Origin of the sequence: Xanthomonas maliensis (assembly GCF_009192945.1) — a bacterium.
GTDB classification, from domain to species: Bacteria; Pseudomonadota; Gammaproteobacteria; order Xanthomonadales; family Xanthomonadaceae; genus Xanthomonas; species Xanthomonas maliensis.
Window position 1 is genome coordinate 45,026 of the sequence record NZ_NSET01000053.1, and the last position, 14,412, is coordinate 59,437.

At 66.5% G+C, this 14,412-nt stretch carries 11 protein-coding genes; 9 read left to right on the top strand and 2 right to left on the bottom strand.

Annotated features, from left to right (window positions below):
- Positions 1 to 7: 7 nt before the first annotated feature.
- Positions 8 to 1,363, bottom strand: a complete 1,356-nt coding sequence (locus tag CKY51_RS16440) for an NAD(P)/FAD-dependent oxidoreductase (RefSeq protein ID WP_022974710.1) — start codon at positions 1,361 to 1,363, stop codon at positions 8 to 10.
- 174 nt (positions 1,364 to 1,537) lie between these two features.
- Here CKY51_RS16440 and CKY51_RS16445 point away from each other — a divergent pair, with 174 nt between their 5' ends.
- The 9 genes from CKY51_RS16445 (at position 1,538) to CKY51_RS16485 (ending at position 13,229) form a co-directional block, all read left to right on the top strand.
- Positions 1,538 to 2,923: a glutamine synthetase family protein gene (locus tag CKY51_RS16445; RefSeq protein ID WP_022974709.1), complete on the top strand. Its 1,386-nt coding sequence runs from the start codon at positions 1,538 to 1,540 to the stop codon at positions 2,921 to 2,923.
- 138 nt (positions 2,924 to 3,061) lie between these two features.
- Entirely contained in the window at positions 3,062 to 4,174 is a 1,113-nt protein-coding gene (locus CKY51_RS16450; RefSeq protein WP_152249513.1) for a polyamine ABC transporter substrate-binding protein, read from the top strand.
- Positions 4,175 to 4,474: 300 nt separating this feature from the next.
- Complete coding sequence (locus CKY51_RS16455) at positions 4,475 to 5,662, top strand: HlyD family secretion protein (RefSeq protein ID WP_022974707.1); 1,188 nt, start codon at positions 4,475 to 4,477, stop codon at positions 5,660 to 5,662.
- Entirely contained in the window at positions 5,659 to 7,245 is a 1,587-nt protein-coding gene (locus CKY51_RS16460; protein ID WP_022974706.1) for an MDR family MFS transporter, read from the top strand. Before CKY51_RS16455 ends, CKY51_RS16460 begins: the two co-directional genes overlap by 4 nt.
- 4 nt (positions 7,246 to 7,249) lie before the next feature.
- Positions 7,250 to 8,752, top strand: coding sequence for an efflux transporter outer membrane subunit (locus CKY51_RS16465; RefSeq protein WP_022974705.1), 1,503 nt, complete (start codon positions 7,250 to 7,252; stop codon positions 8,750 to 8,752).
- A gap of 94 nt (positions 8,753 to 8,846) precedes the next feature.
- A complete protein-coding gene (locus tag CKY51_RS16470) occupies positions 8,847 to 9,977 on the top strand; it encodes an ABC transporter ATP-binding protein (protein WP_031341052.1) in 1,131 nt (376 codons plus the stop codon).
- Positions 9,974 to 10,885: an ABC transporter permease subunit gene (locus tag CKY51_RS16475; RefSeq protein ID WP_022974703.1), complete on the top strand. Its 912-nt coding sequence runs from the start codon at positions 9,974 to 9,976 to the stop codon at positions 10,883 to 10,885. The genes CKY51_RS16470 and CKY51_RS16475 overlap by 4 nt, the downstream gene beginning before the upstream one ends.
- Positions 10,886 to 10,965: 80 nt before the next feature.
- Positions 10,966 to 11,742: an ABC transporter permease subunit gene (locus CKY51_RS16480; RefSeq protein WP_081641471.1), complete on the top strand. Its 777-nt coding sequence runs from the start codon at positions 10,966 to 10,968 to the stop codon at positions 11,740 to 11,742.
- A 122-nt stretch (positions 11,743 to 11,864) separates the two neighbouring features.
- Positions 11,865 to 13,229, top strand: coding sequence for an NAD-dependent succinate-semialdehyde dehydrogenase (locus CKY51_RS16485; protein WP_022974701.1), 1,365 nt, complete (start codon positions 11,865 to 11,867; stop codon positions 13,227 to 13,229).
- A 176-nt stretch (positions 13,230 to 13,405) separates the two neighbouring features.
- Here CKY51_RS16485 and CKY51_RS16490 read toward each other — a convergent pair whose 3' ends face one another.
- The gene (locus CKY51_RS16490; RefSeq protein WP_022974700.1) at positions 13,406 to 14,407 is read right to left on the bottom strand and encodes a magnesium and cobalt transport protein CorA; all 1,002 of its coding nucleotides are present in this window, start codon (positions 14,405 to 14,407) and stop codon (positions 13,406 to 13,408) included.
- Positions 14,408 to 14,412: the final 5 nt, after the last annotated feature.

Consider the following 14,412-nt stretch of genomic DNA (forward strand, 5'->3'; position numbering starts at 1 on the left):
GTCGCAGTCACCACAGCGCATCGCGCAGCCGATACCAGCTCATCGCCGCCACCAGCAGCGGGGTGCGCAGCAGCCGGCCGCCGGGAAACGGCTGGTGCGCGATGCGCGTAAACACGTCCAGCCGCCGGCTCTGGCCGGCGATGGCCTCGGCAATGATCTGGCCGGCCAGTCCGGTGGCGGCCACGCCGTGGCCGGAGAAGCCCTGCGCAAAGTAGATGTTCGGGCCCAACCGTCCCCAGTGCGGCGCCCGATTGCGCGAGATGTCGACATAGCCGCCCCAGACCGTCTCCAGCTCCACGTCGCGCAATTGCGGAAACACCGTGTGCATGCGCTGGGTCATCCGCCGCCGCAAACCCGGTGGCGGCAACGCCGAGTAGCTGGCGCGGCCGCCGAACAGCAGCCGGTGGTCGGCGCTGAGGCGGAAGTAGTCCAGCGCCCAGTTGGTATCGGCCACGGCCATGTCGTTGCCGATCAGCGCCTGTGCGCGCGCCTGCCCGAGCGACGGGGTAGCGCCGACATAGGTGCCGACCGGCATGATGTAGCGCTCCAGTGCGGGGCAGATCCTGCTCAGCAACGCATTGCCGGCCAGCACCGCAAAGTCGGCGGTGACCTGGCCCTGGGCGGTGTGCAGGGTGACTTGCGCACCCGCCTGCACCCGCGTGACTGCCGAATCCTCCTGGATGCGAACGCCGGCCGCCAGCGCCGCCCGTGCCAAGCCGCGGGCATAGGCCAGCGGATGCAGGTGCCCGCTGGCCGGGTCGAACATGGCGCCCAGGTAGAGCGGGCTGTCCAGCACCTGGCGCAGGCGCGTCCGATCCCACCATTGCAATGGATAGTCGTAGCGCTCGGCCATGCGCACGATGCCACGCTGCAGCGCCTGCGCCTGGCGTGGTTTGAGCGGCACATGGGCATGGCCGTCGCGCCAGTCGCAGGCGATCTGGTGGCGGGCAATACGGTCCCGCAGCAGCTCCATGCCGTCGCGGGAGAAATCGAACAGCAGGCGGGCATCGGCGGCGCCGACCAGCTGCTCCAGCACCTCCTGATCGCAGCCATAGCCAACGATGGCCTGGCCACCATTGCGGCCGGAGGCGCCCCAGCCGACCTGGCGCGCTTCCAGTACCGTGACTGAGTACCCGGCCTCGGCGAGCGCGAGGGCCGCCGTCAGGCCGGTATAGCCGGCGCCCAGCACGCAGACATCGGCGCGCTGATGCCCGCGCAGCGGCGCTTGCCGAGGCAGAGCGGGGGCGCTGCGAACGTACCAGTTGGCCGGCTGCGTCGTCGCCGCATCGCGAGCCCCGCCCGACCCGGGGTCTGGCGTGCTGGCGGCGACGCTGGGTGAAGCGGGTGCGAGCAATAAGGACATGGGCGCGCGATGCAAAGGCCGGCGGCAGCCTAGCAAATCCCGTATGTCGTCTCCGTGGCGGGCGCATCGTACAAACAGCGCAGGCTGGCGTGTCATACGGCATCCGTTCTAACGTGCGAGGGTAGTGGTGGTGGCCGTTGGCCACCGTGTCGCTGGGTCCATCGTGAGGTCGCCATGTCGCTTCGTAAACGTTCGCGTGCGTCCAAGTCCGCCCCGCCGGAGAGCGCGCTGCGCCGTTGGCTCAAGGACCGTCGCATCACCGAGGTCGAATGCCTGGTGCCGGATATCACCGGCAACGCCCGCGGCAAGATCATTCCGGCCGACAAGTTCTCTCACGACTACGGCACCCGGCTGCCGGAAGGCATCTTCGCCACCACCGTCACCGGCGACTTCCCGGACGACTACTACGCCTTGACCTCGCCGTCGGACTCGGACATGCAATTGCGCCCGGATGCCAGCACCGTGCGCATGGTGCCCTGGGCCACCGATCCCACCGCACAAATCATCCACGACTGCTATACCAAGGACGGTCAGCCGCACGAGCTGGCGCCGCGCAACGTGTTGCGGCGGGTGCTCGATGCCTATGCCGAGCTCGGGCTGCAACCGGTGGTGGCGCCGGAGCTGGAGTTCTTCCTGGTGCAGAAGAACACCGATCCGGACTTCCCGCTGCTGCCGCCGGCCGGTCGCTCGGGACGGCCGGAGACGGCGCGGCAGTCGTACTCGATCGACGCGGTCAACGAGTTCGATCCGATCCTGGATCTGATGTACGACTACTGCGATGCGATGGAGCTGGACGTGGACACGCTGATCCACGAATCCGGCGCGGCGCAGCTGGAAGTCAACTTCACCCACGCCGATGCCTTGTCGCGCGCCGACCAGGTGTTCCTGTTCAAGCGCACCATGCGCGAGGCCGCGCTGCGGCACGGGGTCTACGCCACCTTCCTGGCCAAGCCGATGGAGAACGAGCCGGGCAGTGCGATGCACATCCATCAGAGCCTGTTGCGGGTGAGCAGCGGCAAGAACGTGTTCAGCGGCAAGCGTAGCGGCGAGTTCACCGCCACCTTCGGTCACTATCTGGGCGGACTGCAGAAATACGTGCCGATGGCGATGGCGTTCTTCGCCCCCAACGTCAATTCCTATCGCCGGCTGATGTTCGGCGAGGTGTCGCCGAGCAATGTGTTGTGGGGCTTCGACAATCGCACCTGTGGATTGCGCGTGCCGATCGACTCGCCGCAGAACATGCGCGTGGAGAGCCGCTTCGCCGGCTCCGATGCCAATCCGTATCTGGCAATGGCCGCAACGCTGGCCTGTGGACTGATGGGCATCCGCGAGAAGCTGGAACCGACCGCGCCGATCAGTGGCAGCGGCAAGGAAGAAGGCTACGACCTGCCACGCTCGCTGGGTGAGGCGCTGGACGAACTGGAAGGATGCCAGGCCCTGCAGCAATTGCTTGGTACGCGCTTCGTGCGCGCCTACATCTCGGTCAAGCGCAAGGAATACGAGACCTTCTTCCGGGTGATCAGCTCGTGGGAGCGCGAATTCCTGCTGTTGAACGTCTAACGCTGCGGCATCGCGCGCGGTCGCTGCGAGCGGTGATCTGGCCGCCGCGTCGAGTCCGCCAGGCGATGCTGGGCAAACCGTCGCCGGCTGGGTAGGCTGGAGCGGACGCCGCGCCCCCGCCGCCCCTGGAGACTTGCCATGAAGCTGCGCCTGCCCATCCTGCTGCTCTCCACGCTGGCACTGGCCGCATGCGGCGGCGGGGCACCCGAGCAAGGCGGGGCGCAGGAGAAGGTCCTGAACGTCTACAACTACTCGGACTACATCGCCGAGGGCACCATTCCCGCGTTCGAAAAACGCACCGGTATCAAGGTGACCTACGACGTATTCGACAGCGACGAGATGGTGGAGACCAAGCTGCTGGCCGGCGGCAGCGACTACGACGTGGTGGTGCCGACGCTCAACTTCTTCGGCCGACAGATCCAGGCTGGCGTGTTCCTACCGCTGGACAAAACCAAGATTCCGCATCTGGCCAATCTCGACCCGGAGATCATGCGGCGCATCGCCGCGCAGGATCCGGACAATCGTTACGGCGTGCCATACATGATCGGCACTACCGGCATCGGCTACAACGTCGACAAGCTCAAGGCGATCTTCGGCAGTACCGAGATCGCCAACAGCTGGGACCTGGTGTTCAAGCCGGAAAACCTGTCCAGGCTCAAGGACTGCGGAGTGACGATTCTCGACACGCCGTCGGACATGATCCCGATCGCACTCAATTACCTGCACCTGGATCCGCACAGCACCACGCCGGCCGATATCACCCAGGCGGCAGCGCTGCTCAAGCGCATCCGGCCCTATGTGCGCAATTTCCACTCCAGCCAGTACGTCAGTGCGCTGGCCAACGGCAATATCTGCCTGGCGGTGGGGTGGTCGGGCGACATCATCCAGGCGCGCGATCGCGCCCGTGACGCTGGCAATGGCATCACCGTGGCCTATGCCATTCCCAAGGAGGGCGCGCCGCAATGGTTCGACATGCTGGCCATCCCCAAGGACGCCAAGCATCCGGATAACGCCTACGCCTTCATCGACTATCTGTTGCAGCCGGACGTGGCCGCCGCCAATACCAACTTCATCCACTATGCCAACCCGATTCCCGCGGCCACGCCGTTGGTGGACGCCGCCATTCGCAACGACCCGACCATCTATCCGCCGCCGGAGGTGAGCGAACGCATGTTCACCTATGCGATCAATCCGCCCGAAGTGGACCGGCTGTACACGCGGCTATGGACGGAGATCAAGACCGGCCGCTGAGCCGGCGCAGCGGGCTGTCGGCAAGGATGTGGCGCGAAGCGGATGCCGCTCGGGCCAGATGAACGCTGCATCACGTGCTGGCAGGCGCTCGCGCGCGAACATCGCCGAAGGACCCGCTAACCCGGCCCGGCCAGGCGTCCGTCTGGGCAGCTGCGCATCGATGCCGAGCCGAAGCTGACTACCGCCCTCACACAACCTGTACCGTTCGGTTCAAATAATAGTATGGTTGCGCCGCCCTCGCCGGAGCCGCCCTGCGGCACGCCGTTGCGTGCGCCTAGCCCACGACACAGGACGATTCCTTTGAGCACCCACGAGCAGCAGTCCAATGATGGCCAGTCCTCCGCCTCGGAGGAGCGCGACGCGCAGCAGGAGCAAAAGCCTTCGCCGCTGAAGAACCCCAAGGTCAAATGGACGCTGATCCTGCTTGGGGTGCTGGTGTTGCTGCTGTTGGTGGTGTGGCTGGCCTACTACCTGATCAAGGGCCGCTACATGCAGGACACCAATAACGCCTATCTGCAGGCCGACTCGGTGGCGGTGGCGCCGCGCGTCAGCGGCTACGTGACCCAGGTGATGGTGGGCGACAACCAGTTGGTGCAGGCCGGGCAGCCGCTGTTGCAGATCGACGACCGCACCTACCAGGCCACCTTGCAGCAGGCCGAGGCGGCAATCGCTGCCCGTCAGGCCGACATCGTGGCCGCGCAGGCCAACGTGGCCGCGCAGGAGTCCCAACTGGTCCAGGCGCGCACCCAGGTGGCCGCGGCCGCTGCCAGCCTGAAGTTCGCCCAGGCCGAGGTCAAGCGCTTCGCGCCGCTGGCCGCCTCTGGCGCCGACACCTATGAGCATCAGGAAAGCCTGCAGCACGATCTGGAACGCGCGCGTGCCCAGCACGCTGCCGCGCAGGCCCAGGTCGAGGGCGCGCAAAGCCAGATCAACGCCGGCCGCGCGCAGTTGGAACAGGCCCAGGCCGGACTCAAGCAGGCCAATGCCGATGCCGACCAAGCGCGGGTGGCGGTCGAGGACACCCGCCTGACCAGCCGTATCCAGGGCCGGGTCGGCGACAAGACGGTGCAGGTCGGTCAGTTCCTTGCCGCCGGCACCCGCACCATGACCATCGTGCCGCAGCAATCGCTGTATCTGGTGGCCAACTTCAAGGAGACCCAGGTCGGCCTGATGCGTCCTGGCCAGCCGGCCGAGATCGAAGTCGATGCCTTGTCCGGCGTCACCCTGCGCGGCGAGGTCGAAAGTCTGTCGCCGGGCACCGGCTCGCAGTTCGCGCTGTTGCCGCCGGAGAACGCGACCGGGAACTTCACCAAGGTGGTGCAACGGGTGCCGGTGCGCATCCGCGTGCTGGCCGGCGACGAGGCGCGCAAGGTGCTGGTGCCAGGCATGTCGGTCGAGGTGACCGTCGACACCCGCTCGGCCAAGGACACCAAGCAGCGCGCCGAGGAGGAGTCCAAGCGCGTGCAGGCGCAGGAGCAGGCGCGATGAGCGCAGCAGCTGCCACCGGCCCGCGCGCCGGCGGCAAGGTGGCGCGGGAGAAGGCCGAGCCGGGTGCGTGGCTGGCGGTGCTGGCCGGCACCATCGGCTCGTTCATGGCAACGCTGGATATCTCCATCGTCAACGCCGCGCTGCCCACCATCCAGGGCGAGGTGGGCGCCAGCGGCACCGAGGGCACCTGGATTTCCACCGCCTACCTGGTGGCCGAGATCGTGATGATCCCGCTGACCGGCTGGTTCGTGCGGACCTTGGGGCTGCGCAATTTCCTGTTGATCTGCGCGGTGATGTTCACCCTGTTCTCGGTGCTGTGCGGTGTTTCGACCAGCTTGCCGATGATGGTGATCGGCCGCGTGGGGCAGGGCCTGGCCGGTGGTGCGCTGATTCCCACCGCCTTGACCATCGTCGCGACGCGTCTGCCACCCAGCCAGCAGACCATGGGCACAGCCTTGTTCGGCATGACCGTGATCATGGGGCCGGTGATCGGCCCGTTGTTGGGTGGCTGGCTGACCGAAAATGTCAGCTGGCACTACGCGTTCTTCATCAACGTCCCCGTTTGCGTGGGCCTGGTCGCGCTGCTGTTGCTCGGGCTCAAGCATGAAAAGGCCAACTGGGCCGGTCTGCTGGATGCCGACTGGCTGGGCATCTATGGATTGACTGCCGGCCTGGGCGGGTTGACCGTGGTGCTGGAAGAGGGCCAGCGCGAGCGTTGGTTCGAGTCCAGCGAAATCAATACCCTCAGCGTGATCGCGCTCACTGGCTTCATTGCGCTGATCGTCACCCAGTTCCGCCGCCGCCCGCCGGTGATCCGCCTGTCGGTGCTGGTGCAGCGCAGCTTCGGTGCGGTCTTCATCATGGTGATGGCGGTCGGCATGATCCTGTTCGGCGTCATGTACATGATTCCGCAGTTCCTGTCGGTGATCTCCGGCTACAACACCGAACAGGCCGGGTACGTGCTGCTGCTGCAGGGTCTGCCAACCGTGCTGCTGATGCCGATGATGCCCAAGCTGCTGGAGACGGTGGACGTCCGCGTGCTGGTGATCTCCGGGCTGATCTGTTTTGCAGTCGCCTGCTTCGTCAATCTCTCGCTGACGGCCGACACCGTCGGCAGCCACTTCGTCGCCGGCCAGTTGTTGCAAGGCTGCGGCCTGGCGCTGGCGATGATGTCGCTCAACCAGTCGGCGATTTCCTCGGTGCCGCCGGAACTGGCCGGCGATGCCTCGGGCTTGTTCAATGCCGGCCGCAACCTGGGCGGCTCGGTGGGGCTGGCGCTGATCTCCACCTTCCAGGAGCGCCGCATGACCTTCCACACCGAAATCATCGGCAGCTCGATCACCGCCAACGCCAGCCGAGCGCAGGAGGCGTTGGCCGGCCTGACCGCACAGATGCAGGGCAGCGCCGGCGGCGAGGCGGCGGCCCGCTCGCTCGCCCAGTTCGCCCGCGTGGTGCAGCAGCAGGCGCTGGTGATGACCTATAGCGATCTGTTCTGGATCTTCGGCGTGATCGTGGTCTGCACGATCCCGCTGGCCTTTTTGCTCAAGCCGCTACCGAAGGGGACGCACCTTGCGATGCATTGATTCCATGCGCTTGTTGCGCACGCCGCTGGCGGCCACGCTGAGCGTGCTATTGCTTGGCGGTTGCATGCTCGGCCCCAACTACACCAAGCCACCGGCGGTAGCCGAGGACGCCATGCAGGCGCCGACGCTGCACCGCGCCGCCGGCGTCGAGGTGGTGGCGGCCGCGCCGTTGAACCATTGGTGGGAAGCGTTGCATGACGCCCAGCTCAGTCAGTTGATCGAACAGGCACTGGCCGACAGCCCGAACCTGCGCGCTGCCGAAGCGCGGCTGCAGGCCAACCGTGCGCTCGCCCGTCAGCGCCGCGCCGAGCGCCTGCCCAAGCTCAACGCCAGCGCGGTCTATGCCTACGCCGAGCCGCCGCAGACCATCGTCGATACGCTGGGCGGTTTGCAGCAAGGCCAGCAGGGCCAGCCGCCCGCGCAGCGCAGTCAGGCGCTGGATCTGGACAACACCGAGATCTACAGCGCCGGTTTCGATGCCAGCTGGGAGCTGGATGTCTTCGGTCGCCGTCGTCGTGCCGCCGAAGGTGCGCTGGCCCAGGCCCAGGCCTCCGAAGCCGAACTGGCCGATGCGCAGGTGCAACTGGCGGCCGAAGTGGGCCAGGTCTATCTGAACTACCGCGGTCTGCAGCAACGGTTGACGATTGCCGATGCCAATCTCGACAAGATCGGCCAGTTGCTGCAGCTGGTGCGGCAGCGTCGTGAGCGCGGCGCCGCGTCCGATTTGCAGGTCGAGCAGATCGCCACTCAGCAGCAGCAGCAACAGGCGCAGCGCCTGCCGTTGCAGATGCAGCAGCAGGAAGCATTGGACCAACTGGCCTTGATGGTCGGCCGGCCACCGGGCGCGCTGGATGCGCAATTGGCCGCCTCGCAACCCTTGCCGATGCTGCCGGCGCAGGTGCGTGTGGACGACCCCGGTGCGCTGATTCGCCGGCGTCCGGACGTGCGCAAGGCCGAGCGCGAACTGGCCGCCTCCAGCGCGCAGATCGGCGAGGCGCTCAATGCCTATTTCCCGCAGGTCACCCTGCTCGGCGGCCTGAGCTGGATTGCCGGTTCGCCGAGCGATTTCAATTCCGATGCCTTGACCACCTTGGCGGCGCCGATGTTGCGCTGGTCGATCTTCGACTTCGGCCGCAGCAAGGCGCAGGTCGCGCAGGCGCGCGCCGGTAATGCGGCGCGCGCCGCCGCCTACGAGGGCGTCGTGCTGGCGGCGCTGCAGGACGCCAATACCGCGCTCTCGCGCTTCGGCTCGGCCCGTCAGCAATTGCGGGTGGCCCGCCAGGTCGAGGCCTCGGCCACGCGCTCGGCGACGCTGATGCAACAGCGCCGCGATGCCGGCGCGACCTCGTCGATCGACCTGCTGGACGTGCAGCGCCAGCAACTGTCCGCGCAGGACGCCGCTGCGCAGGCGCAGGTGCAGTTGCTGGTCAACTACGTGGCCTTGCAGAAGAGTCTGGGGCTGGGCTGGAGCGCGCCGCCTGCGCCGGAGCAGGCGGCGGCACGCTGAGCGGGCAGGGCGCTGCAGCGGCGCCTGGCTTTTGCGATCATGACCTTCGGTATCGCGCCAGCGGTACCGGTCGTCCGCTGCCACGCGAGGATCCATGGCATCTTTGAAGGCCCCGCCGCCCGCCCGCCACGACGCTCACCCCGATTACCTGACGATCGCGGCGGTGAGCAAACAGTTCGATGGCGTGACTGCGGTGGACGCGGTCAGCCTGCGCATCGGCAAGGGCGAGATCTTCGCGCTGCTCGGTGGTTCGGGGAGCGGCAAGTCCACGTTGTTGCGCTGCCTGGCGGGTTTCGAGCAGCCGGATCGCGGCACGATCGTCCTCGATGGCCAGTCGTTGGCGGCGCTGCCGCCGTACGCGCGGCCGGTCAACATGATGTTCCAATCCTATGCGCTGTTTCCGCATATGAGCGTGGCGCAGAACATCGCATTCGGCCTCAAGCACGACGGGCTGGCGAAGGCGGCGGTGGCGGCGCGCGTCGATGAAATGCTTGCGCTGGTGCGCCTGCAGGGGCTGGGTGGACGCAAGCCGCACCAGTTGTCCGGCGGCCAGCAGCAACGCGTGGCACTGGCGCGCGCGTTGGCCAAGCGGCCCAAGCTGCTGTTGCTGGACGAGCCGCTGGGCGCGCTGGACAAGCAGTTGCGCGCGCAGATGCAGCTGGAGCTGGTCAACATCATCCAGACCTCCGGCGTCACCTGTGTGCTGGTGACCCACGACCAGGAAGAGGCCATGAGCATGGCCAGCCGGATCGCGCTGATGGATCACGGGCGCCTGCAGCAGGTGGGGACGCCCGAGACGATCTATGAGCGGCCGGCCAATCGTTTCGCCGCCGAGTTCATCGGCTCTGTGAACCTGATCGAGGCGGTGGTGGTGACCGCGACGGCAAGCGCGCTGAGTGTGCGCAGTGCTGCGCTGGAGGCCGAAATCCGCATCGCCGCCGGTGACGAGGTCGCGGTAGGGCAATCGGTGGCCGTCGCGCTGCGTCCGGAGAAGCTGGTGATCGCGCTGGATGCGCCTGCGCAGGACTGCAATAAGGCACAGGGCGTGATCGAGGAGATCGCTTACTTCGGCAGCCATTCGGTCTACTACCTGCGCCTGCCCAGCGGCCTGCGGATGTCGGCGCAGCTCGCCAATCAACAGCGCCAGCCCGATGCCGCGTTCGCGCGCGGCCAGACGGTGTGGCTGAGCTGGGGCGAGCACGATGGCGTGGTGCTGCCGGCATGAAGCATGAGCGCGTCGAGGGTCGCAGGTTGGCCCGCTGGGGCGTGATCGGCGTGCCGTATCTGTGGCTGCTGTTGTTTTTCGCTGTCCCGTTCCTGATCGTTCTGAAGATTTCCTTCGCCGCACCGGCGGTGGCGATGCCGCCGTATACGCCGGCATGGCAACGTGCGGCCGATGGCGCGCTGCAGCTGCAGCTGCACCTGGCCAACTACCTGGCCATGCTGCGCGATGATCAATACCTGGCGGCTTACTTGAGTTCGCTCCGGATCGCCGCCGTCTCCACCCTCTTGGCGCTGTTGATCGGCTATCCGCTGGCATTGGCGATCGCGCGGTTGCCGGTGGCCACGCGCAACGTCGCAGTCATGCTGGTGGTGCTGCCGTCGTGGACCTCGTTCCTGGTGCGCGTCTACGCCTGGATCGGCATTCTCGATACCCAGGGCTTGCTCAACCAGACGCTGTCGGCGCTGGGCGTGATCGATGCACCGCTGCGGCTGCTCTACACGCCGCTGGCCGCGTATATCGGCATCGTCTACTGCTATCTGCCCTTCATGGTGCTGCCGGTATACGCCAATCTGGTCAGGCACGATCCGCGCCTGCTGGAGGCGGCCTACGATCTGGGCGCGCGGCCCTGGCAGGCGTTCTGGCGCATCACGGTGCCGTTATCGCGGGCCGGTATCGTCGCTGGCTGCATGCTGGTGATGATTCCGGCGGTAGGGGAGTTCGTCATCCCCGAGATGCTGGGCGGCCCGGATACCTTGATGATCGGTCGCGTGCTGTGGGGCGAATTCTTCAACAACCGCGATTGGCCGATGGCATCGGCGGTGGCCACGGTGATGCTGGTGTCGCTGCTGCTGCCGATCGTCGTGTTTCATCGCGCCCAGCAGCGCGCGCTGCAGGGACGACTGGCGTGAGCAGCGGCGTCGCCCGCTGGTTCTCGCGCGGCACACTGGCGCTGGGTCTGGGCTTTCTGTATCTGCCGATCCTGTTGTTGATGGTGTACTCGTTCAACGCTTCGCGGCTGGCGACGGTGTGGGGCGGATTCTCCACGCGCTGGTATGGCGAGTTGCTGCGCGACCGGCAGCTGTTGCATGCCGCCTGGGTGAGCCTGCAGGTCGCCTTCTGGACGGCTTGGGCGGCGCTGCTGTTGGGCACCCTGGCGGCGGTGGCAATGGTGCGGATGCGCGTGTTTCCCGGGCGGATGCTGTTCGGTGCGTTGATCACCGCGCCGTTGGTGATGCCAGAGGTGATCCTTGGCCTGTCCACGCTCCTGCTGCTGGTCGCGATGGGCAGCGTGCTGGGCATCGCGCCGCGCGGCGCGATGGCGATCTGGATTGCCCACGTCACCTTTACCGTCTCCTTCGTGACCGTGGTGGTGTCCTCGCGCTTGCAGACGCTGGATCGCAGCTTGGAGGAAGCCGCGATGGACCTCGGCGCCGGCCCGCTCGCGGTGTTCTTCCGCATCACGCTGCCGCTGATCGCGCCAGCGTTGGCATCGGGCTGGCTGCTCGCGTTTACGCTGTCGCTGGACGATGTGGTCATCGCCAGTTTCCTGGCCGGCCCCAGCGCAACCACGTTGCCGATCCAGGTGTTTTCCTCGGTGCGGATGGGTATCAGCCCCAAGATCAACGCACTGGCGACACTGATGGTGCTGGCGGTGTCGCTGGCCGCAGTGGTTGGCTGGTGGTTGCTGGCCCGTGGCGAGCGGCAGCAACGTGCCGCTGCGCGCAATGTGAGCACGCCGCGCGCCGCCCAGCCGGTCAGCGACTAGGTTTCAGTCTGCGCCCGGGCGACGCCGCGACGGCGACACAGCGTTGCGAGGATTTCAGCTGTCTATGACGCGGCGGCAACCTGCCGGCGTCTAGCATGGCCGGCCTGTAACAGGAGACCGTCATGTCCTACGACACCGTCAACCCGGCCAACGGCCAGGTCGAACATCGTCAAGCCCTGCTGGATGCCGCCGGCATCGAAACGCGTCTGGCCGCGGCGGCGGCGGCGTTTCCTGGCTGGGCTGCGCGCCCGCTGGCCGAGCGCGGCGCCTTGTTGCGCCAGGTGGGTGCCGAGCTGACCCGCCGTCGCGAGGATCTGCAGCGGATCATGAGCGCCGAAATGGGCAAACTGCGCAGCGAGGCGCTGGCCGAGATCGACAAGTGCGCGCATGCCTGCGAGTACTACGCCGAACATGCCGCCGACTACCTTGCGCCGCGCCAGATCGCGACCGAAGCGCAATCCAGTTATGTGCGCTATGAGCCGCTCGGCTGCGTGTTCGCAGTGATGCCCTGGAATTTTCCGTTCTGGCAGACCTTCCGCTTCCTGGCGCCAGGGTTGATGGCCGGCAACGTCGCCCTGCTCAAGCACGCCAGCAACGTGCCGCGCTGTGCCGACGCCATCAAGCAGGTGCTCGATGCCGCGGGCATCCCGTCTGGCGTCTTCGACGTATTGCACATCGACAACGACCAGGCTGCCGAGGTGCTGCGCGACCGTCGCATCGTCGCCGTCACCTTGACCGGCAGCGAGCGTGCCGGCCGTGCACTGGCCGCCAATGCCGGCGACCAGTTGAAGAAGTGCGTGATGGAGTTGGGCGGCAGCGACGCCTTCGTGGTGCTGGAAGACGCCGATCTGGAGCAAGCGGTGGACGCGGCGGTGCATTCGCGTTTCGACAATAGTGGGCAGACCTGCATCGCCGCCAAGCGCTTCATCGTGATAGAGGCGATCGCCGATCGCTTCCTGCAACGCTTCGCCGCGGTCGCCGCCACTCGGGTACTCGGTGATCCTCAGCGCGAGGACAGCACGCTGGCGCCGATGGCGCGCGCCGATCTGCGCGACGAGCTGCATCAACAGGTGCAGCAGAGCGTGGCCAAGGGTGCCAAGGTCGTGTTGGGCGGCGCACCGGTCGACGGATCGCATGCCGGCTATCCAGCCACCATTCTGGATGCGGTAGCACCTGGCATGCCGGCTTACGAACAGGAGCTGTTTGGGCCCGTGGCCGCGGTGATCCGCGTGGCGGACGAGGCCGAGGCAGTGCGGGTAGCCAACGACACCACCTTCGGCCTTGGCGGTAGCGTCTGGACGGCCGATGCAAAGCGCGGCGAGCGGGTCGCTCAGCAGCTGCAATGCGGCGCCGCCTTCGTCAATGCGGTGGTCAAGAGCGACGTGCGGCTGCCGTTCGGCGGCATCAAGCGCTCGGGCTTCGGGCGTGAACTGGCCGAGCACGGCATTCATGAGTTCATGAACGTCAAGACCATCTACGTGGCTTGAGCAGGCAATCGGTACTCAGAGGTCGGGATGCGTCACAGCGCGTGTACTGACAGCTTCAGCGGAAGCAACGCGTTGTGCGCGTTGCTGCGACTTTCAGCAGCACGCTCGCTGAGAGTGCCAACTCGCTGTGGCAAGTACCGCCCCCGATTTCCACGCATAGGCCGCGCATCGCGGCCCTATAGCCAGCGCGCACGCTTGAACAGGCGGTATAGCACCAGGCAGGAGGTCACCACCGCACCGATCAGCAGCGGATAGGCGTAGCGGCCGCCGAGTTCGGGCATGTGCGAGAAGTTCATGCCGTACCAGCTGGTGATCAGGGTCGGTGCGGCCAGCAGGGCTGCCCAGGCGCCCAAGCGTTTGACGGTTTCGCCTTGCGCCAGCGTCACCATCGACAGGTTCACGCTCAGCGCGGTACCCAGCATTTCGCGCAAGGTGTCGATGGCATCGTTGATGCGGACCGCGTGATCGAGCACGTCGCGCAGATACAGGCCTACGTCCTCGTGGATCAGCGAACCGGGATTGCGCTTGAGATGGGACAGCACGTCCTGCAATGGCGCGACCACCAAGCGCATCTTGTTGAGTTCGCGCTTGAGTTCGTACAGCCGCACCACGGTTTCGCGCTTGTAGTCGTCGGCGAAGATGTCCTTTTCCAGCCGTTCCAGGGTGTCGCGGAACTCGTCCATGATCGGAAGGTAGTTGTCGACCACGAAATCGAGCACGCCGTACAGGCAAAACGAGGCGCCCATGCGCAGCATGGCCGGTTCGCGCTCGACCCGCTTGCGCACCGGCGTGTACGACAGCGACGCGCCATGACGAACGGTTAGCAGGAAGCGCGCGCCGAGAAAGGCATGGGTCTCGCCATAGCGGATGCGTTCGTTGACCAATTGCGCGGTGTTGACCACCACGAACAATGAATTGCCATAGCTTTCGGCCTTGGGACGCTGGTGCGCCTTCAAGGCGTCCTCGATCGCCAGATCGTGCAGGCCGAACTCCTCCTGCAGCTTGCGCAACACCGCTTCCTGCGGCTCGTACAAGCCAACCCAGACAAACCCGTCCGGATGCTGCAGCTGGTCGCTGATCTGCTCCAGGCTGATGTCGTGGCGGGTCCCGCTGCCGTCGTAATAGGCGCAGGTGATGACGCAGGACGGATTGTGCGGATGGCGCTGGGGCGTGCTCATGGACG

Excerpts from the sequence above, each read along its gene's own strand:
- CKY51_RS16480 (WP_081641471.1), top strand. The coding sequence starts at position 10,966 with ATGGTGTACTCGTTCAACGCTTCGCGGCTGGCGACGGTGTGGGGCGGA.
- CKY51_RS16465 (WP_022974705.1), top strand. The coding sequence starts at position 7,250 with ATGCGCTTGTTGCGCACGCCGCTGGCGGCCACGCTGAGCGTGCTATTG.
- CKY51_RS16460 (WP_022974706.1), top strand. The coding sequence starts at position 5,659 with ATGAGCGCAGCAGCTGCCACCGGCCCGCGCGCCGGCGGCAAGGTGGCG.
- CKY51_RS16445 (WP_022974709.1), top strand. The coding sequence starts at position 1,538 with ATGTCGCTTCGTAAACGTTCGCGTGCGTCCAAGTCCGCCCCGCCGGAG.
- CKY51_RS16450 (WP_152249513.1), top strand. The coding sequence starts at position 3,062 with ATGAAGCTGCGCCTGCCCATCCTGCTGCTCTCCACGCTGGCACTGGCC.
- CKY51_RS16470 (WP_031341052.1), top strand. The coding sequence starts at position 8,847 with ATGGCATCTTTGAAGGCCCCGCCGCCCGCCCGCCACGACGCTCACCCC.
- CKY51_RS16490 (WP_022974700.1), bottom strand. The coding sequence starts at position 14,407 with ATGAGCACGCCCCAGCGCCATCCGCACAATCCGTCCTGCGTCATCACC.
- CKY51_RS16475 (WP_022974703.1), top strand. The coding sequence starts at position 9,974 with ATGAAGCATGAGCGCGTCGAGGGTCGCAGGTTGGCCCGCTGGGGCGTG.
- CKY51_RS16440 (WP_022974710.1), bottom strand. The coding sequence starts at position 1,363 with ATGTCCTTATTGCTCGCACCCGCTTCACCCAGCGTCGCCGCCAGCACG.
- CKY51_RS16485 (WP_022974701.1), top strand. The coding sequence starts at position 11,865 with ATGTCCTACGACACCGTCAACCCGGCCAACGGCCAGGTCGAACATCGT.